Raw genomic sequence first — 22,343 nt, 5'->3', positions numbered from 1 at the left:
CTCTCTTGCGGCAAGCTGCTGATTCTGCAGCAGCCGCCTACTGTGCATGGGGTTGTTTTCGAAGATCTAGCCCGGCACCAGCTCGGTCAGCGAGCGGATGATGCGGTCGGGCTTGACGGTCGAGCCCTCGGGCAGGCCCTCGCCATGCGCGTCGAGCCAGACCGCATAGATGCCGAGGCGCTGCGGCGTCACCACTTCCCATTCCAGATTGTCGCCGATCATCCAGGTGTCCTCGGCGGTGACGCCGAGCGCTTCCATCGCATGCAGATAGGCGCGCTCCTCGGGCTTGCCGAAACCATGCTCGCCCTCGATCTGGATGTGATCGAAGCGATGGGTCAGCTCGAAGCGCTCAACCTTGGCGCGCTGCATGTCGGCGGCGCCATTGGTGACCAGCGCGAGCTTGACGCCGTGGGCCTTGAAGGCGTCGATCGCATCATGCGCGCCGGGGAAGACGAAGATCGCCTCCTCGCGATAGGTTGTGAAGCGGTCGGCGAGGCGATCGGCGAGATCGTCCGAGAGCGCCCGATGGCCGCTCGCGGCGAGCGCGGCAAAACCGCCGCGCACCGTCAGCCGGCGGGCCTCGCCGAGCTTCATGCGCCACTCCGCTCCCGCGGTCGACCAGAACTGCCGGGCAGAGGCCAGCACGGCGGTGGCGACCTGCGGCGGCGGCAGCGGCGCGAGCTCTTCGGCGAATTCCTCCGCGATCGTGTTCCAGGCAATCTCGGGCCGGCCATAGGCCGACAGGATGGTGTCGTCCATGTCGATCAGCATGGCGCGGGGCAGCGGCTTGATCACGCTGTTTGTCGTGGTCATGGCCATTTCACCTCCGGCGGCAGCGACGACAGGATCGACTCCACATTGCCGCCGGTCTTGAGCCCGAAGATGGTGCCGCGGTCGTAGAGCAGGTTGAACTCGACATAGCGCCCGCGCCGGATCAACTGCTCCTCGCGGTCTTCAGCGGTCCAGCTTGTCGCGAAATTGCGCCTGACGATGTCAGGGTAGATCTTGAGAAAGGCGCGGCCGACATCCTGCGTGAACGCGAGGTCGGCGTCCCAATCGCCGCTGTCGTGCCAGTCGTAGAAGATGCCGCCGACGCCGCGCGCCTCTTTCCGGTGCGGCAGATAGAAATACTCGTCGCACCATTTCTTGTACTTGTCGTAATCGGCAACGCCGCCCGGCTGGTCGCAGGCCTGCTTCATCGCGGCGTGGAAGGCGAGGGTATCAGCATCCTCCTGCGTGCGCCTGCGATCCAGCACCGGTGTGAGATCGGCGCCGCCGCCGAACCACGCCTTGGTGGTGACGACGAAGCGCGTGTTCATGTGCACGGCCGGCACGTGCGGATTGCGCATATGCGCGATCAGCGAAATGCCGGAGGCCCAGAACCGCGGATCTTCCGCCGCGCCCGGAATCTGCGCACGAAACTCGGGTGCGAACTCGCCATGCACGGTCGAGCAGTGCACGCCGACCTTCTCGAACAGCCGGCCATGCATCATCGACATCACGCCGCCGCCACCCTTGGCCCCGCTGTGGTCAGTGCGCTGCCAGGGCGTACGATTGAAGCGGCCGGCCGCGCCGGGATAGAGGCTGTGCGGCGCGTCGTCCTCGAGCCGCTCGAAGCTGTCGCAGATGTCGTCGCGCAAGCGCTCGAACCAGGCGCGGGCGCGGGCCTTGCGGTCTTCGATTATCGAAACGTCCATCTCCATTCCACCGCTCTCGTAGCGTGGGCAAAGGCGCCCTTGCGCCGTGCCCACCATCTCTCACCCTCGTCTCGATTGGTGGGCATGCTCCGCTTTGCCCGCCCTGCGAGATATCACGTCTGCGGACCGTAATAGGTGCAGCTTTCGTTGCAACTGTCGCGGTGGATGCTGACGCGGGTCAGCTTGCCGATATGCGCCAGCCGCTCCCAGACGAAGCGCGAGAGGTTTTCCAGCGTCGGTGTGCCGAGCGCCTCGATCTTGTTGAGGAACTTGTGGTCGAGCATCAAGCGCACCTCTTCGATCGCGCGCTGGAGCAGGCCGAGATCGACCACCATGCCGGTCGCAGGATCCGGCGTGCCGCGCACGGTCACCTCGGCGCGGAAGGAGTGGCCGTGGATCTCTTCGCTCGCTTCACCAAAGGTCGTCCCCTTCAGCGTATGCGCCGCCTCGAAGCGGAACTGTTTCGTCAATTCCCACATCTGTCCGTTCAGTCCTATCTGATGCCGAGCGATTTATGCGTCTGCACGCTCAGCCGCCATTGCGGATGGCGCAGGCAATAATCGATCGCGCGCGCGGTGTTCTCGGCGACCTCGGGCCCGTCCATCGGCTGCAGCGAGAAGCGCTCGAAGGCGAGGCCCTCGAATGCTTCGGGCGCGGCGAGGGCCTGCGGATAGACCAGCTTCAACTCATGGCCGCGCTTTAGCACGAGTTCGCTGCCACCCTTGGGGCTGACGCAAATCCAGTCGAGGCCTGCGGGGGCTTCGACCGTGCCGTTGGTCTCGACACCGATCTCGAAGCCTTTGGCATGGAGCGCCGCGACCAGGGCGTCGTCGACCTGAAGCAGCGGCTCGCCGCCGGTCAGCACCACATAGCGGTTGGTGGCCGGGCCGGTCCATTGCCCGGCGATGATATCGGCGAGTTCCGCGGCCGTGGCGTAGCGGCCGCCGAGCGTGCCGTCGGTGCCGACGAAATCGGTGTCGCAGAACTGGCATGTAGCCTGGCTGCGGTCCGCCTCGCGGCCGCTCCAGAGGTTGCAGCCGGCAAAACGGCAGAACACCGACGCGCGGCCGGCGTGGGCGCCTTCGCCTTGCAGGGTCAGGAAGATTTCCTTGACCGCGTAACTCAACTCGCTCTCCTCGTCATATCAAATCGTGCGGGTTCCGGACCTGCCGGAGCGCTTCGCCTGCGGCCATCGCCGCGGTCATGGCGACATTGAGCGATCGCAACCCTTCGGTGATCGGGATCACCAGCCGCGCATCCGCGGCCTCGACCACCGCGTCGGTGACGCCGGCGCTCTCGCGCCCGAATAGCAGGATGTCCGACGTGTGGTAACGGAAATCGCGGTAGTCGGTGGCGCCTTTGGTGGTGAACAGCAGCAGGCGGTAGCTTTGTGCCATCCGCCATTCCTCGAATTTGGTCCAGGAGTCATGCCTGGTGATGCTGACATGGTCGAGGTAATCCATTCCCGCTCGGCGGAAATGCCGGTCGGAGACCGGGAAGCCGGCCGGTTCGATGATATGGGCGGCGATGCCGAGGCAGGCGCACAGGCGGAGAATCGTGCCAGTGTTCTGGGGAATGTCGGGCTGGAAAAGTGCGATCTGCATGGGCGTTACAGGGCTTCGGGCGGGGCGGAATTGTCTCAATAAAACATCGCTAGCGCGGGAATTCGTGCATTGCACGCTCCCGCGCCGTTAGCGGGCTTGCGCTCGCCTTGCAAGGGTGCCAATAGAACGATTCTGGACTGCTGTTTTCGCCTTGTTTTGGCGAGGACAAGCCAAGTTCTGCCGCCGCGGGGGGTCGCGGGCGCCGGCAGCGCTGTTCCGGGGACCTTGGGGGCTCCTGGAGCGGTTCCACCGGCAGCATAAGAAGAAAGGGTTGGAATCGTGACGACAGCGTCTTCGGCGGACCATCCGACACGCCGTGATTTCTTATTCGTTGCAACGGGGGCAGCTGCCGCAGTAGGGGGCGCGGCCGCGCTCTGGCCCTTTATTTCCCAGATGAATCCGGACGCCTCGACCATCGCCGCGGGTGCGCCGATCGAGGTCGATCTGAGCCCGGTTGCCGAGGGGCAGGACATCAAGGTGTTCTGGCGCGGCAAGCCGATCTACATCAGCCATCGTACCAAGAAGCAGATCGACGAGGCGCGCGCCGTCAACGTGGCGAGCCTGCCCGATCCGCAGTCCGACGAGGCCCGGGTCAAGTCCGGCCATGATCAGTGGCTGGTCGTGATCGGCATCTGCACCCATCTCGGCTGCATCCCGATCGCCCATGAAGGCAATTACGACGGGTTCTTCTGCCCCTGCCATGGTTCGCAGTACGATTCGTCCGGCCGCATCCGCCAGGGGCCCGCGCCCGCGAACCTGGCCGTGCCGCCGTACACTTTCGTTTCCGACACCAAAATCCAGATCGGCTGAGCTTCGGACCTGCGTCCGAAGCCTCGAACCGTCACGTCGTAATATTTCCTCAGGATCGCATCATGAGCGGACCATCCGACTACCAGCCGAGCAATCCGGCCCTGCAATGGATCGAGCGGCGCCTGCCGATCTTGGGTCTCGTCCATTCCTCCTTCGTCGTCTATCCCACCCCGCGCAACCTGAACTACTGGTGGACCTTCGGCGCCATCCTCTCCTTCATGCTGGGGATGCAGATCCTGACCGGCGTGATCCTGGCGATGCACTATACGCCGCATGCCGATCTCGCCTTCAAGTCGGTCGAGCTGATCGTTCGTGACGTCAACTACGGCTGGCTGCTGCGCAATATGCATGCCTGCGGCGCGTCGATGTTCTTCTTCGCGGTCTATGTCCACATGCTGCGCGGCCTCTATTACGGTTCCTACAAGGAGCCGCGCGAGGTGCTCTGGATTCTCGGCGTCATCATTTACCTCTTGATGATGGCAACGGGCTTCATGGGCTACGTGCTTCCCTGGGGCCAGATGAGCTTCTGGGGCGCCACGGTCATCACCAATTTGTTCTCCGCCATCCCCTATTTCGGCGAGAGCATCGTGACGCTGCTGTGGGGCGGCTATTCGGTCGGCAACCCGACGCTGAACCGCTTCTTCTCGTTGCACTATCTGCTGCCGTTCCTGATCGCGGGCGTCGTCGTGCTCCACGTCTGGGCACTGCATGTCGCCGGCCAGAACAATCCTGATGGCGTCGAGCCGAAGACCGAAAAGGACACGGTGCCGTTCACGCCGCATGCGACCATCAAGGATGGCTTCGGCGTCGCCTGCTTCCTGCTGCTCTACGCCTGGTTCATCTTCTACATGCCGAACTATCTCGGCGATGCCGACAACTACATCCCGGCGAACCCGGGCGTGACGCCGCCGCACATCGTGCCGGAATGGTACTACCTGCCGTTCTACGCGATCCTGCGCTCGATCCCGAACAAGCTCGCGGGCGTCATCGCGATGTTCTCGGCGATCATCATCCTGTGCTTCCTGCCCTGGCTTGACAGCGCCAGGACGCGTTCGTCGAAGTACCGCCCGCTGGCCAAGCAGTTCTTCTGGATCTTCGTCGCGGTCTGCATCCTGCTCGGCTATCTCGGCGCGCAGCCGCCGGAAGGCATCTACGTGATCGCCGGCCGGGTTCTGACGGTCTGCTACTTCGCCTACTTCCTGATCGTGCTGCCGCTGTTGTCAAAAATCGAGAAGCCGCGGCCGGTGCCGAACTCGATCTCGGAAGCGATCCTCGCCAAGACCGGCGGCAAGTCGACGCCAATGGTCTCGACCGCGATCGTGCTCGCCCTGTCAGGCGCGCTGTTCGCCGCGTCGGCCGACAAGGCCCGCGCCGAGGAAGGCGGCACCAAGCCGCCGGGCAACAGCTGGTCGTTCGCCGGCCCTTTCGGCAAGTATGACCGCGGTGCGCTCCAGCGCGGTTTGAAGGTCTACAAGGAAGTGTGCTCCAACTGCCACGGCCTGTCCCTGATCGCGTTCCGTAATCTCGGCGATCCCGGTGGCCCCGGCTATTCGGCAGCGCAGGTGGCGGCGTTCGCGTCCGAGTACAAGATCAAGGACGGCCCGAACGACCAGGGCGAGATGTTCGAGCGCCCAGGCCGGGCGGCCGACTACTTCCCCTCGCCATTCCCGAACGAGCAGGCGGCTCGCGCGGCGAACGGCGGCGCGGCGCCTCCCGACCTGTCGCTGATCACCAAGGCGCGTTCCTACGGCCGTGGCTTCCCGATGTTCCTGATCGATTTCTTCAGCCAGTACCAGGAGCAGGGTCCGGACTATGTCGCCGCCGTGCTGCAAGGCTTCGAGGAGAAGGTCCCTGAAGGCGTGACCATCCCGGAAGGCTCGTACTACAACAGATACTTCCCGGGCCACGCCATCAAGATGCCGAAGCCGCTCAGCGACGGCCAGGTGACCTTCGACGACGGCTCGCCGACGACGGTCGCGCAATACTCCAAGGACGTCACCACATTCCTGATGTGGACCGCAGAACCGCACATGGAAGCGCGCAAGCGCCTCGGCTTCCAGGTCTTCATCTTCCTGATCATCTTCGCGTTCCTGATGTACTTCACCAAGAAGAAGGTCTGGGCCGACTCGCATTGAGCGGCACGCGCGACACGAGAACGAAGAAGCCCCCGCAAGGGGGCTTTTTTGTTGTCGTCATTCCGGGGCGATGCGCAGCATCGAGCCTGGAATCCGTCATCGACCCACTCGGAGGCCCGATGGATTCCGGGGCGCGCGCTATCGCGCGCCCCGGAATGACGAGAGTGTGGATTGCCTCGCGCCCGCTTACCCGCCAAAATGCCGCCAACCTCTCCCACAGAAACGCCTCGGAGGACACCATGGGAACCGCCATCACCTTCAAGCGCCCGGACGGCAAGGACGCCTCGGGCTATCTCGCCAATGCCGCGCGCGGCAATGCGCCGGGCGTGGTCGTGATCCAGGAATGGTGGGGCCTGTCGGACCAGATCAAGGGCCTGTGCGATCGCTTTGCACTCGCCGGCTTCGATGCGCTGGCCCCCGATCTCTACAAGGGCAAGGTGGTGCCGTATCACGACACGGATTCGGCCAACAAGGAGATGAACTCGCTCGACTTCATGGACGCGACCACGCAGACCGTGCGCGGCGCCGCGCAATATCTGTCGCGCAACGGCGCCAAGGTCGGGCTGACCGGCTTCTGCCTCGGCGGCGCCGTCACCATCATCGGTGCGGTGCATGTGCCCGAGCTTGCGGCCGGCGTCGTGTTCTATGGCATCCCGCCGGAGCAGGCGGCCAAGCCCGCCGACGTCAAGATCCCGCTCCAGGCCCATTTCGCCAACAAGGACGATTGGTGCACGCCGGAGCTGGTCAGTGGCTTCGAGAAGGCGATGAAGGCCGCCGGCAAGTCGCTCGAGCTGTTCCGCTATGACGCCGAGCACGCCTTCGTCAACGAGCAGCGCCAGGCCGTGCACGACCGCGAAGCCGCCGAGCTCGCCTGGGGACGGGCGACGGAGTTTTTCAAACAGCATCTCGGGTGATTTCGGAGCGATCGATTGGGAAACGGAGCATGTCGACGTCGTCTTTCGCGCGCCATGTCCTGGGCTTGATCGTTCGCTCGATCATCGGCGTTGGCCTCGTCGTTGCGGTGGCGACGGCTCAGGCAGCGGCACAGCGGGCATTTGTGACGCTGAACGGGGACCCCAAGAACGAGGCCTGGTGGGTCATCGCCGAATTCCATCCTTTCACGACCGAGGTTCGCGGCATCCCCGCGAACCGGATCCGCAAGAGCTGGTGCAAGGCGACCGAATTCCGCAAGGATCTCATTCCAAGCGAATTGCTCTTTGATGGCAGCACGGATGCAATGGCTGCCGGCGATATGTCCTTCGCCATCGAGGGGCGCTTCGATGGTGCTGCCGCCAAGCAGGTCGCGTTGGTGGGCGCCTTCGAAGAATGCGATGGTCCAAGGGGCAGGTTTATTTTGATCCTCGACCAGCCGGGCGACGGGACGCCAAAGATCCGATTTGTCAATGCCGTGCGCACGGACCGTCAATTCGGTGCTTTGCGAAAGGGACAGGACAACAGCATCGTGGCTTGGGCGTGTATGGAGTGCGACAACTTCTCAGTCCTGAAATGGGACCGGAAGAAGCGCAAATTCGACTGGCAGCCTGACCCGGTCGAGCAATAGCCCAAAGCCGGCGACCGAGGGCGGCGGCCCTTGACGCCGCCCCCTCGCCATGGTGAGTATCCGCCCCATGAGCACCGCAGCCCGCCCATCCCGTCGTTGGTGGCGCACCTCCTAAGAGGTGGCCGGTGCGATTTATTCTCCCAAAATCGTCTGAGGTCGCCAGCACAGCGCGGCGGCCTGATCGTTTGTCCTGTGTGGCGTTCCCTCGGCAAGTTTCGTAAGAGGACGACATGAACAGGACAGTCTTTGCCCTCCCTCCCAGAAGCGATTACGTCACCCGCGGCGGTCTTGCGATCGCACGCGTGGCCGAACAATTTACCGGCGGCGCCAACAGGCTTGACGATCTCGTCAGCCTGCTCGACCGCCGCCGCGGCGTGGTGCTGTCCTCGGGCACGACCGTGCCGGGCCGCTACGAGAGCTTTGACCTCGGCTTCTCCGACCCGCCGCTCAAGCTCGAGACCGTTGGCGTCAATTTCAAGCTGGAAGCGATCAACGCGCGTGGCGAGGTGCTGATCGCCTTCGTCGCTGACGTCCTGCACGAACCTTGCGTCGTGATCTCCGAGAAATCATCGACGCGGCTTGCCGGTCACATCATCCGGGGCGATGCGCCAGTCGAGGAAGACCAGCGCACCCGTCGCGCCAGCGTGATGTCGCTGGTGCGCGACATCATTGCCGCTTTCTCCGCCAATGATGACGGGCTGCTCGGCCTGTTCGGTGCTTTCGCCTACGACCTCGTCTTCCAGATCGAGGACCTCGTGCAGAAGCGTCCGCGCGAGCAGGACCAGCGCGACATCGTGCTCTATGTCCCGGATCGCCTGCTCGCCTATGACCGCGCCACCGGGCGCGGCGTCGTGCTTTCCTACGATTTCGCCTGGAAGGGCAAATCGACCGAAGGCCTGCCGCGCGAGACGGCCGAGAGCCCTTATGTGAAGACCGATCGCCAGGGCTTTGCCGATCACGCGCCCGGCGAATATCAGGCGACCGTCGAGACCGCGCGCGCGGCCTTCGCCCGCGGCGATCTTTTCGAAGCGGTGCCGGGCCAGCTCTTCGCCGAGCCCTGCGAGCGCTCGCCGGCCGAGGTGTTTCAGCGCCTCTGCGTCATCAACCCGTCGCCCTATGGCGCGCTGATGAATCTCGGTGAGGGCGAATTCCTGGTCTCGGCCTCGCCGGAAATGTTCGTGCGCTCCGACGGACGCCGGGTCGAGACCTGCCCGATCTCAGGCACGATCGCGCGCGGTACCGATGCGATCGGTGACGCCGAGCAGATCCGCCAGCTCCTGAATTCCGAGAAGGACGAGTTCGAGCTCAACATGTGCACCGACGTCGACCGCAACGACAAGGCGCGCGTCTGCGTGCCCGGCACGATCAAGGTGCTCGCACGCCGTCAGATCGAGACTTATTCCAAGCTGTTCCACACCGTCGATCATGTCGAGGGCATGCTGCGTCCCGGCTTCGACGCGCTTGATGCCTTCCTCACCCACGCCTGGGCTGTCACCGTGACAGGCGCGCCAAAACTGTGGGCGATGCAGTTCGTCGAGGACCATGAGCGCTCGCCGCGGCGTTGGTATGCCGGCGCGATCGGCGCTGTGAATTTCGACGGCAGCATCAACACCGGCCTCACCATCCGCACTATCAGGATGAAGGACGGTCTTGCCGAGGTGCGCGTCGGCGCCACCTGTCTGTTCGATTCCGATCCGGCCGCGGAAGACCGCGAATGCCAAGTGAAAGCCGCAGCCTTGTTCCAGGCGCTGCGCGGCGATCCGCCGAAGCCGTTGTCGAGCTTCGCGCCTGACGCGACCGGCTCGGGCAAGCGGGTGCTGCTAATCGACCACGACGACAGCTTTGTACACATGCTCGCCGATTATTTCCGTCAGGTCGGCGCCGAGGTCACCGTGGTCCGCTATGTGCATGCGCTCGACATGCTCAAGCAGAAGAGGTGGGATTTGCTGGTGTTGTCGCCCGGTCCTGGCAGGCCTGAGGATTTCGGGATCAAGAAGACCATCGATGCGGCGCTGGCGAACAAGCTGCCGGTGTTCGGCGTCTGCCTCGGCGTGCAGGCGATCGGCGAATATTTCGGCGGCGAGCTCGGCCAGCTCACCCATCCGGCGCACGGAAGGCCCTCGCGGGTGCAGGTGCGCGGCGGGCGCTTGATGCGCAATCTGCCGAACGAGATCGTCATCGGCCGCTATCATTCGCTCTTTGTCGAGCGCGACAGCATGCCGGATGTCCTATCCGTCACTGCCAGCACCGAGGACGGCGTCGCCATGGCGCTGGAGCACAAGACCCTGCCGGTCGCCGGCGTGCAATTCCACCCGGAATCGCTGATGTCGCTCGGCGGCGAGGTGGGCTTGCGTATTGTTGAGAATGCGTTCCGGCTGGATGCGCCGGTCAATTGAGAGGCACCAATGACCTTTGACCACGATTTGAAGGCGAGCGTCCGCACCATCCCCGACTATCCCAAGCCGGGGATCATGTTCCGCGACATCACGACCTTGCTCGCGGATGCGCGTGCCTTTCGCCGCGCGGTCGACGAGCTGGTCAATCCCTGGGCCGGCAACAAGATCGACAAGGTCGCCGGCATGGAGGCGCGCGGTTTCATCATCGGCGGCGCCGTGGCGCATCAGCTTTCGGCCGGTTTTGTGCCGATCCGCAAGAAGGGCAAGCTGCCGCACACCACCGTGCGCATCGCCTATTCGCTCGAATACGGCATCGACGAGATGGAGATGCATGTCGACGCCATCCAGCCCGGGGAGCGCGTCATCCTGGTCGACGATCTCATCGCCACCGGCGGCACCGCAGAAGGCGCCGTGAAGCTGCTCCGCCAGATCGGCGCCAACGTCGTCGCCGCCTGCTTCATCATCGACCTGCCAGAGCTCGGCGGCGCCGCCAAGCTGCGCGCCATGGACGTGCCGGTGCGCACGCTGATGACGTTCGAGGGGCATTGAGGCGGTTTAGATCGCCTCGGCCTTCAGCTCTGCCTGCCAGTGCAGCGCGCGCTCCTTCAGCCGCGCGTTCCTGACGTAAGCGCTCTCCTCATCCTCCAACCGCTCGCATTCGCTGAACGCCAGGCCGGCCTCGCCATGCGCGTTCCAGGCGGCCTGGAGGCTGTGGCAGGGGTGGCCGCCCTGGCGCAGCGTGAACCAGATGCGGTTCTGGATGGTCTCGAGGTTCGGGGCCTGGCCGACCCAGACCTCGCTGGAGGCCGCACAGCGGACGACGAAAATGCCCGCAACGGTCTTCCGCTCCTTGTAGGCGGCGATGGCTGCTTTCCGGTCGATGCTCACGGGAATCCTCGCTGAGGGATGCTGTTGTGCAGCCTCAGTAACGGTCGATGCCTTCGTCGTCAATATTACCCGGATAAAATAATCTGAGGGACGAGCCTCGTCCTTTTCTCGCCCCGGAATGACGCCCCTCAGGACCGCTGCAGGATCAGGCTGAGCTCGAGCTCGCGGAAGGCGAGGTAGTTGCGCCGGATCCACTGGTGCAGCTCGGTCGAGGAATCCTTCTCCTGACGCAGATACCCGGTGAAGGAGAAGCTCAGCCGGTCGATATAAGTTTTGAGGAAGCCGGGCAGTGCGGGAAGACGGAACAGTCTGCCGCCTTCCATCGCGGGCGGCAGCTCGCCGCGGATGACGAACTCATTGTCGACGGTGATCAGGTTCATCCGCGGGATTTGCTGGCGCAGCATCTCATGGGCACGGGCCGAGACGCGGTCGGTGTCGGCGACGAAGAGGATCTGTGGTGCGACATGCCGGCGCGCCGCTTCCTTGAGCAGGCCGATCTCGTCGGTCATCTTGAAGAATTCGTCGAAGGCGTGGAAGCCGAGATCGATGACCTTGGCAAGACCGTCGTCGATGATGACGCGGTCCATCAGCTGCATCTTGCCGAAGGTGTCGATCACGTCGGCGGTCTCGGTCACCTTCGGCAGGTAGTCGAGCAGCGACGGCTCCTTCAGATTGACGTCGAAGGCCGCGACATTACCGTTCTTGAGCAGCAAAAATTCGCTCAACAGCCGCGCCAGCAGCGTCTTGCCGACCTGCGGGCGGGGCGAGCAGATGATGTAGAGCGGCGTCGCGGGCATCACGCTATTATCTGAGCGAACTCACCGCCCAATCCAGCCGTATCGGCTCTGCTAGCGCAACTATTTTTCGCTGTTGCGGGTGACAGGTTTCGAACCGACGATGTCGGTCAGGCGGATCCGGTCGAACTCGCTCCAGACATTCGCCAGCCAATGCCGGACATAGCCGCGCAGCACGAACGAATAGTTCGCGGCCTCGTCGTGGATGCCTTTATTGGCGACGAATTTCAGGAACGGGACCGAGGACACCTCGACCTGCTCATAGGCCATTTCGTTGAGCTTCGGGATGGTCAGCTCGGTCGCGTCCTTGATGCGGTGGAAGTAGGAATTATAGGTCGCCTGGTCCCACTGGAAGAATTGGGTGTCGTTGATGAAGTTCTTCACCAGGAAGTATTTTGCACCACCCATGAAGCTGGCGGTCTCAGCGATCTCCTCCAGCGAGGCGATCGAAGGTCCGAGAATGTGGAACACGGCAAAGGTGATCTGCCCGGCCTTGGCGGCGTCGAGGAAGCCGATGTCGCGCAGTGAGGCCAGCGCAGGCGAGAGCAGGCCGGCGCGAACGTCGATGACGGTGACCGAAGGGCTGACGGCGTTGAGCGTGTCGAAGATCTTCATCTGGTCGGCCGTCGTCGTCATGTCGACGATCTCGGTGATCTCGGGGTGGAAGCGCTTCAGCGTTCCCCGCGGCGACTCCGTATCGAAGGCGCGCGTCGGCACGTTGTTGGCTGAGAAATAATCGAGCAAGGTGCGCGATACCGTGGTCTTGCCGACCCCGCCCTTGTCCGCGCCCACCACAACTACCGCCGGCTTTGCCATTGCTGTCCCCTAACGCGCGCCCCCGATCGCGAGGTCGCAATCGGCCGGGCCCCAAATCAATGTCCCGAGTCTGCTGTTGGGCGCGAACATGGCAGAAACAAGGGAGAATTCAAATCTCTGGCGCAGGCCAGCTGCAATTCCTGGAGTTTTTCCCAAGGGCCGTGAAACCGGCTGCAAGGCGTGACGAATTGCTCGCTCAATGGCGGCCCCAGGGACCCATGGGATTGCCCATAGAATTAGCCATGGGATTACCCGGAGGGCCCAGCGGATCGGCTGCAGCGGTTCCGGCGGAGCTCGGCGTGGGCACAGGCGGCGGACCGGGCGGGTTGGCTGCATCGTTCCACGGGCCATGCGGGATTGGAGGAGGGGCACTCTGCGGATCGGCCTGTGCCTCGGGCTCGTCGGTCTCGGGCTGCTCGGTCTCGTCAGCGGGCGGCGGCAGCGGACCCGGATCATGGCCGCCGGCAAACTTGACCAGCGCGTCGACGCGGGACTGCACCGAGGGGTGAGTCGCGAACAGATCGGCAAAGCCTTCGCGCGGATTGTCCAGGCACAGCTCCATCACCGCGGAGGTCGCGCCCGGTAATTCGCCACGGCCTTCGATCTTGCGCAGCGCCGAGATCATGGCATCAGGGTTTTTGGTCAGCTCGACCGAGCCGGCATCGGCGAGATATTCGCGCGAGCGCGACAGTGCGAGCTTGACCACCTGCGACACCAGCCAGGCCACCACGATCAGCACGACCGCGATGATGATGACGATGATTGCGCCGCCGCCGGAATTCTTGTTGTCGCTCGACGATGAGGATGAGCGGGACGACGAGGAGGAGCCCGACGACCAAGATCCGCCACCGGAGCTCCAGCTCAGATTGGTGAACAGGCGGAAGAACAATTCGCCGAAGAATCCGACCACGCCGGCGATGATCACGGCGACCACCATCAGCTGCACGTCGCCGTTCTTGATGTGGGTCAGCTCGTGGCCGAGCACCGCCTCGATCTCCTGGTCGTTCAGCGCCTTGAGCAGACCCGTGGTGACGGTGACGGCATATTGCCGCGGATTGAGGCCGGTCGCGAACGCGTTCAGCGCCGGAGAATCCATGATCTTCAGCTTCGGCATGGTGATGCCGCGCGAGATGCAGAGATTTTCCAGGAGATTGTAGAGCCGCGGCTCCTCCTGCCTGGTGACGTCGCGGCCGCCGGTGACCGCGTCGATCATCGACTGGTGGAAGAAATAGGCGATGGCGATCCAGGCAATCGCCGCGGCCGTCGCAAAGGGGAAGGCGACAATGAGGTCGTGGAAGCCCCGGTTCAGATAATAGGCGACGGTGCCGTTGCCGTTGGTGACGACCTCGGCGACCAGCGCGCCGGCAAAGACCAGCACATAGACCAGCGCGAACAGGCCGGCGAGCAGCAGCATCGAACGAAACTTGTTCGAGGCGATGTGCGTGTAGAGACCATACGCGGCCATGACTGCTTCCGTTAGCTTCGGTCATTCCGGGGCACGCCAACGGCGTGAACCCGGAAACCAGAGCTTAGTGTCGCGGTCGAGGTTCCGGGTTCGCGTCTTCGACGCGCCCCGGAACGACGAAGGTGAGGATCATGCTGCAATCAGAACTTCACCTGAGGGGCGGCCTCGACCTCGGTGCGGCTGGTGCCGAGATCGAAGAAGTCCTTCTTGGTGAAGCCGAACATGCCGGCGAACAAAGCGGCGGGCATCTGCTGGATGCCGGTGTTGTACTCCTGGACCGCGTTGTTGAAGAAGCGGCGGCTCGCGGCAATCTTGTTTTCGAGGTCGGAGAGCTCGCTCGCGAGCTGCTGGAAATTGGCGTTGGCCTTGAGGTCCGGGTAGGCCTCCGACAGCGCGATCAGCCGGCCGAGCGCGCCGGAGAGCTGGTTTTCGGCCGCGGACACCTGCGCCGGTCCCTGCGCCGACATCGCCGAATTGCGCGCCTTGATGACGTCGTCGAGCGTGCCGCGCTCGTGCGAGGCATAGCCCTTCACCGTCTCGACCAGGTTCGGGATCAAATCGTGACGCTGCTTGAGCTGCACGTCGACATCGGCAAAGGCCTGGCCGACGCGCTGGCCCAGCGCCACCAGCCGGTTGTAGGCGCTGAACGCCAGGAACACGAGGACGACGATGACGCCGAGAACGATCCAGCCGGTCGACATGGAGGACTCCTGAAGAGGGAAGAAGGCGGGCGCTAGGGTAGACCAAATTGGCGCAGGGCGAGAGCCCCGGCGCAGAGGGAAGGTAAGGCTTGGTCGGAACAGGAACCATCCAAGTTCAAGGAGAAAGCCCTGAACGAGGTTAACTTTCGGCAATAACGGCCTCGCCCCAGCGCCAGCGCCGGGCGCTTGCGTAGGCCGCTTTGTCGCGCCGCGGGACTTTCGCGAGGTCGACACCGTCCCCGGTGCAAAGCTTTGCCGTGACCTCGACCTTGCCGACCTCAGGTGGCGCCAGCACGCGTGCGGCGCGGATTGCCGGCGGCGTGCGGGTCAATGCGACATAGATGAAGCGTTCGTCCTCGAACGGCACCTCGGCGCCCTTGATCTGGCGGTGCGCCTGGGAGCGCGGCAGACGCTGGTTGAAATGGCACCAGTCGGGTGCGATGAGCGGGCACGGTTTTTCGTGCGGGCAGGGCGCGGCGACGAAGGCGCCTTGCGCGATCAACTGCGCGCGCAGCGCGAGGATGCGGTCGTAGCCGGCAGGCGTGCCGGGCTCGATCACAACAAGCGCGTGGCGCGCTTTGGCCCACATCGTCTCCGCGAGCTTGCGCTGGTCGCCCTCGCTGAGTTCGCCGACGATGTAGCTCGCGACGACGAGATCGGCTTGTGCGACCTCGGCGAGGTTGGTGGCGGCATCACCGGGCAAATAGCGGCAATCGGCGAGGCGCGTGCTGTCGCGAGCGAGCTCGAGCGCGAGCCGGCTGAGCGTAGCGTTGGCGTCGAGCAGGGTGAAGTCCTGCAGGGACGGAAACGCTTCCGCGGCGGCCCAACTCGCGGTGCCAGGACCTGCGCCAACATCGAGCAGCGTTTCTGGTGCGAAGTCGGGCGCGATCTCAGCCAGCGCACTCAGGCTCGCAGCGACGGCCGCGTAGGTGGCCGGCATCCGCGCCAGCGCATAGGCAAGTGCATCGGCCTCCGACTTGATCGTGCCGGACCCGCCGCCGGCGCGATAGGTGGTCGAGATTTTCTGTGACCGCCATGCCGCGTCGGTGCGGGAAAAGCCCTGAAGCCTGGCGTCGAGCGCGACCTTGAGCTCAGCGGGAAGCGTGGGCGGGACCATTTTCATTCGCCGTCATCCCGGGGCGCGACGAAGTCGTGAACCCGGGATCTCGAGATGATGGCGCGAGATTCCGGGTTCTCGCTTCGCGAGCCCCGGAATGACGGCAGAGATATCACGCCACGTTCTGGTCGAGAATGTCCACGGCTTCGGCGAGGCTCACAGACACCAGCTGCGACACGCCGCGCTCGGCCATGGTGACGCCGAACAGGCGGTTCATCCGCGCCATCGTGATCGGGTTGTGCGTGATGATGATGAAGCGCGTGTCGGTCGAGCCGGTCATCTCGTGCAGGAGGTTGCAGTACCGTTCGACGTTGTGGTCGTCGAGCGGCGCGTCGACTTCGTCCAGCACGCAGATCGGGGACGGGTTGGTGAGGAATACCGCGAAGATCAGCGCCATTGCGGTCAGCGCCTGCTCGCCGCCCGACAGCAGCGACAGCGTCTGCGGCTTCTTGCCCGGCGGTTTTGCGATGATTTCGAGACCGGCCTCCAGAGGATCGTCGCTCTCGATCAGATGCAGCGCGGCCTCGCCGCCGCCGAACAGCTCGACGAACAGGCGCTTGAAGTGGTTGTTGACGACCTCGAACGAGGTCAGAAGCCGCTCGCGCGCCTCCTTGTTGAGGCTCTGGATGCCCTGGCGCAGCCGCTTGATGGCCTCGACCAAATCGTCGCGTTCGGTGACGAGGCCCGTGTGCTGGGTCTCGACCTCGCGCAGCTCTTCCTCCGCGCGCAAATTGACGGCGCCGAGGCGCTCGCGGTCGCGGCGCATCTTTTCGAGGTCTTCCTCGATGTCGTGCAGCGGCGGCAGCTCGGCGCCGGGCTCGATCTCGGCAAGGCCGGCGACGGCCTGCGGCTCGACTTCCAGCATGTCGCGGATCTCGCGCTCGATGTCCTCGAGCCGGCGCCGCGCGCCTTCCATGCGCTCCTCGGCCCGGGCGGTGGCCTCGCGGGCGCTCGACAAGGCTTCAAGCGTCAGCTTGGCAACGCGATCGGTCTCGGCCATCGCGGTCTCGGCGGTGGCGAGCGCGTCGGCGGCCATGCGGCGGTCGTTCTCGGCGTATTCGATCTCGGTGATCAGCGCGCTGCGCTTCTCGGCGAACAATGCGGGCGCGTTTTCGAGTTCGCTGCGCTCGATCGTGAGCTCGGCAATACGGGCCTGGATGGTGTCGATATGGGAGGCCGCGCTTTCCTTGCGGTTCGCCCACTCGGTACGTTCGGCGAGGATCGCCTGGACGCGGCGATCGGCCAGCTCAGCCTCGCGCGCCAGGGCCTGCGCCTCGGCGCGGACCTGAGCGGCGATGCGGCGATGGTTTTCGATGTCGCTCCGCACCGCGGCGAGACGCGTCTCGGTGTCCTCGCTCGACGGCAGCTCGCTGATGCCGGCTTCGGCGTATTCGTAGGCAGCCTCGGCCTCGGCGCGGTCGGCGGCAAGACGGCTATGCGCTTCCGACAGCGTCGCCTTGCGCGCGGCATGGCGGCTGATCTCGCGCTCGGCGGCGGCATGGCGCTCGCGCGCGACGTTCAGCTCGCGCTGCGCGGCACGCATGGCTTCGCGGCTGGCGCCTTCGGTGCTCGCCGCCATCTGAAGCTCGGACTCGGCATTCTCCAGCGCCTGGCGCTTGATCTGCGCGTCGATGCGGGCCTGCTCCAGCTCGTTCTCGATGTCGACGAGGCGGGCACGCTCGGCGAGGCGCCGTGCCGCGCCAGTCGGAGCGTGCGCGGCGGCGACAAAACCATCCCAGCGCCAGACATCGCCCTCGGGCGAGACCAGTCGCTGGCCGGTCTTGAGCTGGGCGACCAGTTCGGCCCCGCGCTCGCGCGGCACCACGCCGATCTGCGCCAGGCGGCGCGTCAGCTCGGCCGGCGCCTGCACATGGCTCGCGAGCGGGGTGACGCCCTCGGGCAGCTCCGGATCGCCGTCGGTGACGCCGACATTGGTCCAGCGCATCGGCGCGGAAGGGTCGATCGGCGCATCGAGATCGTCGCCGAGCGCGGCGCCGATGGCCTTTTCAAAGCCCTTGTCGACGGTGATGCCGTCGATGATCGGCGGCCACAGATTCTTGGTCTCGCCGTTGACGATTTTCGAGATCGTGCGCGCCTCGGTGTCGAGCCGCTGCACGCGCTTGTCGGCTTCGACCAGCGGCGAGCGCGAGGCTTCCAGCGTCTGTCTTGCGGCGACATGCGCGGCTTCGCTCGCTTGAGCTGCAGCTTCCGAAGCCGCCAGCGTCTGCTCGGCGCTCTCGACCGCGGCGGTCAGCTCGTCGAGGTCGCCGAAACCGCCGGTCTCCGCAGCGAGCTTCTGCTCCTCGGCGGCAACATTGGCGATTTCCTGGTCGAGGCGGGCGAGCTTGTCGCGGTGGGTGCGGACGTTGGCCTCGAGCTGGTTGCGCTTGGCGGTGAGGTCGGCGAGCGCGGTGGTGAGCTCGGCGAACTGCTGCTCGGTCTCGGTCAGCACCGCCTCGGCTTCGGCGACACGCTCGTCGACGCCGGAACGCTTCTCGACGCGCGACTTGATTTCTTCCTTCAGCTCGGCGTCTTCGGTGTCGAGCCGCTGCAGCGCGACGTCGGCATCCATGGTTTGTTGCTGAGCGCGGGAAATATCGCCTTCGAACTGGGCGAGACGACGCTCGAGTTCGGCGACGCGCTCCTTGGCGCGCTCTTCCTCGCGGTCGAGCTGCTCGCGGGCATTGGTCAGGCGCTGCAGGCCTGCGGCGGCGCGCGCCTCGGCATCGCGCAGCGCCGGCATTTCGGCGGCGCGGATCGCCTGGATACGCGCGGCCTCGGCCTGATGCTGGGTGCGCTCGGCCATCTCGCGCACGGCAAGGTCATGCGTCTGGCCCGATTCGTTGACGTCGGCATGGGCGCCGATCCAGCGTAGATGGAATAGCGTCGCTTCCGCCTTGCGGACCTTGGCCGCGACTTCGCGATAGCGCACCGCCTGGCGGGCCTGCTTCTTCAGGCCTTCCATTTGCCCTGCGAGCTGGCCGATCACGTCCTCGACGCGGGTAAGGTTGGTCTCGGCTGCCTTCAGCCGCAGCTCGGCTTCGTGGCGGCGGGCGTGCAGACCGGCAACGCCCGCGGCGTCTTCCAGCACGCGGCGGCGCTGCTCGGGCTTGGCCTGGATGATCTCGCCGATCTTGCCCTGGTGGACGAGGGCCGGCGAGCGAGCGCCGGTGGCGGCATCTGCGAACAGGATCTGCACGTCGCGGGCGCGCACGTCGCGGCCGTTGATGCGATAGACCGAGCCCGCCTCGCGCTCGATGCGGCGGGAGATTTCGAGAATCTGGCTGTCGTTCATCGCCGCCGGCGCGGTGCGATCGGCATTGTCGATCGTCATCGTCACTTCGGCGTGGTTGCGCGCCGGACGGTTGCCGGAACCGGCGAAGATCACCGCGTCCATGTCGGCGGCGCGCAAGCTCTTGTAGGAGGTTTCACCCATCGCCCAGCGCAGCGCCTCGACGAGGTTCGACTTGCCGCAACCGTTGGGTCCGACCACGCCGGTGAGGCCAGGCTCGATGACGAAGTCCGTGGGCTCAACGAAAGACTTGAAGCCGTGAAGGCGCAGGCGGGTGATTTTCATAAGCACGCATCTCTGTTGGCAGGCGCGAATCCCCCTGCCCGGACAATACCATGGAAGGCAATGTCGCTGTCTGGGCGAGTCGCGCGGGGCGCCTCATGCGGCGGACAATGGCCGCGGTGCGCCGCGAGGGCAACCAGCGAAAGCCGCTTTTCCCAAGGGATTTATGCCGGGAAAGATACGGCTTTCGAGATGCGAATCAGGATCTTGACGAGCGAATCAGCTCTTCAGCAGCGGATTGATCTTCTTGGCGAACTCCTCGAACGAAGCCTCGCCCTTGATCTTCTCGCCGTTGATGAAGAAGGTCGGCGTCGAATCCACCTTCAGAACGTCGCTGGCGTATTTCTGGTCGGCGGCGATCTTGTCGAGCAGCGCCTGGTCCTTCAGGCAAGCTTCCACCTGCTGCTGGGTGAGGCCGGCCTGCTTGCCGATCCGCGTCAGGGTCTCCGTGGTGTTCTTCGCCACCCAGTCGTTCTGCTGGCGGAACAGCATGTCGGTGACGGCGAAGTATTTCGCGGCGTCGCCATTGGCGATGCAGCGCGACAGCATCGAGCCCGCAGCGGCCTTGATGTCGAGCGGGAACTCGCGGAAGACGTAGCGGATCTTGCCGGTGTCGATGTACTCCGACTTGATCTTGGGGAACACCTGCTCGTTGAAGGCCGCGCAGTGTGGGCAGGTCATCGAGGCGAATTCGGTGATGGTCACAGCGGCGTCCTTCGGGCCGAGCGCCATGTCGGGCAGCGATACGGGCTTGGCCACAGCAGCGGCGTCCTGCGCCATGGCTTCAGGGATCAAGGCTTCGGAGATGAACCGCAGCGGCGAGAGCCCGGCGAGCGCGGCAAGACCGGTCAGCGACAACATCGTGGTGAAGGCGCGGCGGGTGATGATCAAGGTCGGCTCCCGAATTGGCGTGGTCTTGCCCGAGGTGCGTATCGAGGTTCCCGGGCGGCCTGTCGCTAGCTTGAAACGTGGTTTGAGGCAATGGCGAGCGGTAGCAACGGGTCCAGAATAGCCCGGGAATGAGGCTCAATTTCGCTTGATGGCGGCTCCGAGCCGCGCCAGCGCCGTCTTCAATTCCTCGTCCTCGATGTCGCCCAGGCTCTCCGCCACCTTGGCGACGGCCTTGGGGTCCGGCGGGCCGGGTCGCTTGCGGACCCGGGGTCGCGACAGGGGGGCCTGGCGGAAGGCGAGCTTGCCGACCGCGCTCCAGCCCAAGAAGCGGTTCACCCGTTCCAGGATCACGTCGGCCGAGTGCTGGATTTCCAGCGCCATCGGCCCCTCGACCCGCAGCACCAGCGTCGCCGGCTCCTGCGGCTGGCCCTCCACGGGCCGCGGCCACTGCATCTTCAGCGGCTCGGCATGGGCCGCGATCTCGGGTCCCGCGATCTGCGCCCACCGCGTCACCAGCTCGCGCGCCGCAAATCCCTGCTTGGCATAGGCCTCGGCAAAGACGTCGTTGAGCAGGATCCCGAGCGGCTTGGCGCTGATGGGCCCGGGTTTGGGAGGGAATTTGGCCATGGGGCCTTATAGCACTCCGGCGTGGGCCGGCAGACTCTCCGCAGCGAAGAAAGACGTGGATGCCCGCGACGAGCGCGGGCATGACGTGGAGAGGCCGGTGCGTTGTCGCTACTGTGAGAGTATGAGCACCAAATCCGCCCGGATGGCGACATCGGAACCCAGACCGTCAGAGACCGTGTCGCGCCCAGTCGCGTTGCTCGCCTGGTACGACCGCCACCGCCGCAGGCTGCCCTGGCGCGCGGCGCCCGGCGAGACGTCGGATCCCTATCGCGTCTGGCTCTCGGAGATCATGCTGCAGCAGACCACAGTGAAGGCGGTCGGGCCCTATTTCGAGAAATTCGTCGCGCGCTGGCCTGACGTCACGGCCTTGGGAACCGCCTCGCTTGATGACGTGCTGCGGATGTGGGCCGGGCTCGGCTATTATTCGCGTGCGCGCAATCTTCATGCCTGTGCGGTCGCTGTGACGCGCGAGCATCGCGGTGTCTTCCCCGATACGGAGGAGGGGCTGCGGGCGCTCCCGGGAATTGGGCCCTACACAGCGGCGGCGATTGCCGCGATCGCGTTCGACCGCCACACCATGCCTGTCGACGGCAATATCGAGCGCGTGGTGTCGCGCCTGTATGCGGTCGAGGAGGAGCTGCCGCAGGCCAAGCCGTTGATCCAGCGGATGGCGGCGACGCTGCTGGCCAACGCGCGTGCCGGCGACAGTGCCCAGGCCCTGATGGATCTGGGCGCCTCGATCTGCACGCCGAAGAAACCGGCCTGTTCACTATGCCCATTGAACGAGGATTGTGTGGCGCGCGCGCAGGGCACGCAGGAGACGTTTCCGCGCAAGGCGCCGAAGAAGAGTGGGACGCTGCGGCGCGGCGCTGCCTTCGTCGTCACGCGTGGCGATGAGCTGCTGGTCCGCTCGAGGCCCGAAAAGGGCCTGCTCGGCGGCATGACCGAGGTGCCGGGCTCGAACTGGCTCGCCGGACAGGAAGACGCAGCGGCGAAGCGGCAGGCGCCTGAGTTGAAAGGGCTGTCGCGCTGGCAGCGCAAGGTCGGCGTGGTCAGCCACGTCTTCACGCATTTTCCGCTGGAGCTCGTGGTCTACACCGCGAAGGCCGAAGCCCGCACCCGGGCACCAGCGGGCATGCGTTGGGTGCCGATCGCGACGCTGGCCGATGAGGCGCTGCCGAACGTGATGCGCAAGGTGATCGCGCACGCGCTGGACCTTTCATCGGGGCCAGCTTCCTGACAGCACGCTGGCAGCAGCGCTGCGCTA

21 protein-coding genes are annotated in these 22,343 nt (G+C 65.0%); 7 read left to right on the top strand and 14 right to left on the bottom strand.

Translation table 11 applies throughout. The features are described 5' to 3' along the window. Positions 1–66: 66 nt before the first annotated feature. The 5 genes from XH80_RS18005 to XH80_RS17985 form a co-directional block, all read right to left on the bottom strand. Positions 67–819, bottom strand: coding sequence for an HAD family hydrolase (locus XH80_RS18005; RefSeq protein WP_271599711.1), 753 nt, complete (start codon positions 817–819; stop codon positions 67–69). Further along, positions 810–1,697: an oxygen-dependent coproporphyrinogen oxidase gene (gene hemF / locus XH80_RS18000; protein ID WP_271599710.1), complete on the bottom strand. Its 888-nt coding sequence runs from the start codon at positions 1,695–1,697 to the stop codon at positions 810–812. The genes XH80_RS18005 and hemF overlap by 10 nt, the downstream gene beginning before the upstream one ends. A 113-nt stretch (positions 1,698–1,810) precedes the next feature. Further along, positions 1,811–2,176: a 6-pyruvoyl trahydropterin synthase family protein gene (locus XH80_RS17995; RefSeq protein ID WP_057757100.1), complete on the bottom strand. Its 366-nt coding sequence runs from the start codon at positions 2,174–2,176 to the stop codon at positions 1,811–1,813. Between the two features lie 14 nt (positions 2,177–2,190). Next, on the bottom strand, positions 2,191–2,823 hold the full coding sequence (gene queE / locus XH80_RS17990; protein ID WP_271599709.1) for a 7-carboxy-7-deazaguanine synthase: 633 nt from the start codon (positions 2,821–2,823) through the stop codon (positions 2,191–2,193). Positions 2,824–2,836: 13 nt separating this feature from the next. Continuing rightward, positions 2,837–3,301, bottom strand: coding sequence for a tRNA (cytidine(34)-2'-O)-methyltransferase (locus tag XH80_RS17985; RefSeq protein WP_271599708.1), 465 nt, complete (start codon positions 3,299–3,301; stop codon positions 2,837–2,839). Positions 3,302–3,580: 279 nt separating this feature from the next. Here XH80_RS17985 and petA point away from each other — a divergent pair, with 279 nt between their 5' ends. From petA to XH80_RS17955, 6 genes are all read left to right on the top strand, one after another. After that, positions 3,581–4,111, top strand: a complete 531-nt coding sequence (petA, locus tag XH80_RS17980; protein ID WP_057757105.1) for a ubiquinol-cytochrome c reductase iron-sulfur subunit — start codon at positions 3,581–3,583, stop codon at positions 4,109–4,111. Positions 4,112–4,173: 62 nt separating this feature from the next. After that, positions 4,174–6,246, top strand: coding sequence for a cytochrome b/c1 (fbcH, locus tag XH80_RS17975; RefSeq protein ID WP_271599707.1), 2,073 nt, complete (start codon positions 4,174–4,176; stop codon positions 6,244–6,246). A gap of 239 nt (positions 6,247–6,485) precedes the next feature. Then, a complete protein-coding gene (locus XH80_RS17970; RefSeq protein ID WP_271599706.1) occupies positions 6,486–7,160 on the top strand; it encodes a dienelactone hydrolase family protein in 675 nt (224 codons plus the stop codon). Between the two features lie 29 nt (positions 7,161–7,189). Continuing rightward, positions 7,190–7,807, top strand: coding sequence for a hypothetical protein (locus XH80_RS17965; RefSeq protein WP_271599705.1), 618 nt, complete (start codon positions 7,190–7,192; stop codon positions 7,805–7,807). A 230-nt stretch (positions 7,808–8,037) separates the two neighbouring features. Further along, positions 8,038–10,203 (top strand): anthranilate synthase component I, encoded by a 2,166-nt coding sequence (locus XH80_RS17960; protein ID WP_271599704.1) that lies wholly within the window; start codon positions 8,038–8,040, stop codon positions 10,201–10,203. A gap of 9 nt (positions 10,204–10,212) precedes the next feature. Next, positions 10,213–10,752, top strand: coding sequence for an adenine phosphoribosyltransferase (locus XH80_RS17955; protein WP_011085277.1), 540 nt, complete (start codon positions 10,213–10,215; stop codon positions 10,750–10,752). A gap of 6 nt (positions 10,753–10,758) precedes the next feature. Here XH80_RS17955 and XH80_RS17950 read toward each other — a convergent pair whose 3' ends face one another. The 9 genes from XH80_RS17950 to XH80_RS17910 form a co-directional block, all read right to left on the bottom strand. Next, positions 10,759–11,091: a GIY-YIG nuclease family protein gene (locus tag XH80_RS17950; protein ID WP_271599703.1), complete on the bottom strand. Its 333-nt coding sequence runs from the start codon at positions 11,089–11,091 to the stop codon at positions 10,759–10,761. A gap of 128 nt (positions 11,092–11,219) precedes the next feature. Further along, positions 11,220–11,888 carry a hypothetical protein gene (locus tag XH80_RS17945; protein ID WP_271599702.1) on the bottom strand — a complete coding sequence of 223 codons (669 nt, stop codon included), beginning with the start codon at positions 11,886–11,888 and terminating at the stop codon, positions 11,220–11,222. A 60-nt stretch (positions 11,889–11,948) separates the two neighbouring features. Then, positions 11,949–12,701, bottom strand: coding sequence for a hypothetical protein (locus tag XH80_RS17940; RefSeq protein ID WP_271599701.1), 753 nt, complete (start codon positions 12,699–12,701; stop codon positions 11,949–11,951). A 196-nt stretch (positions 12,702–12,897) separates the two neighbouring features. Then, on the bottom strand, positions 12,898–14,166 hold the full coding sequence (locus XH80_RS17935) for a M48 family metallopeptidase (protein WP_271599700.1): 1,269 nt from the start codon (positions 14,164–14,166) through the stop codon (positions 12,898–12,900). A gap of 140 nt (positions 14,167–14,306) precedes the next feature. Then, entirely contained in the window at positions 14,307–14,867 is a 561-nt protein-coding gene (locus XH80_RS17930; protein WP_237870166.1) for a LemA family protein, read from the bottom strand. Between the two features lie 139 nt (positions 14,868–15,006). After that, the gene (locus XH80_RS17925) at positions 15,007–15,984 is read right to left on the bottom strand and encodes a small ribosomal subunit Rsm22 family protein (RefSeq protein WP_271599799.1); all 978 of its coding nucleotides are present in this window, start codon (positions 15,982–15,984) and stop codon (positions 15,007–15,009) included. 112 nt (positions 15,985–16,096) lie between these two features. Next, a complete protein-coding gene (locus tag XH80_RS17920; RefSeq protein WP_271599699.1) occupies positions 16,097–19,561 on the bottom strand; it encodes a chromosome segregation SMC family protein in 3,465 nt (1,154 codons plus the stop codon). Between the two features lie 216 nt (positions 19,562–19,777). Then, positions 19,778–20,449: a DsbA family protein gene (locus XH80_RS17915; RefSeq protein WP_220003882.1), complete on the bottom strand. Its 672-nt coding sequence runs from the start codon at positions 20,447–20,449 to the stop codon at positions 19,778–19,780. A 135-nt stretch (positions 20,450–20,584) separates the two neighbouring features. Then, complete coding sequence (locus tag XH80_RS17910) at positions 20,585–21,076, bottom strand: DUF721 domain-containing protein (RefSeq protein WP_271599698.1); 492 nt, start codon at positions 21,074–21,076, stop codon at positions 20,585–20,587. A 121-nt stretch (positions 21,077–21,197) separates the two neighbouring features. Between XH80_RS17910 and mutY the strand changes: the two genes are divergently transcribed. Beyond that, positions 21,198–22,316 (top strand): A/G-specific adenine glycosylase, encoded by a 1,119-nt coding sequence (gene mutY, locus XH80_RS17905; RefSeq protein ID WP_442868685.1) that lies wholly within the window; start codon positions 21,198–21,200, stop codon positions 22,314–22,316. Positions 22,317–22,343 lie beyond the last annotated feature (27 nt).

Source organism: Bradyrhizobium sp. CCBAU 45384 (assembly GCF_028128665.1).
Classification (GTDB): Bacteria; Pseudomonadota; Alphaproteobacteria; order Rhizobiales; family Xanthobacteraceae; genus Bradyrhizobium; species Bradyrhizobium manausense.
Note: the sequence above shows the minus strand (reverse complement) of the source record. Positions and strands in the feature narration are given on the sequence as shown.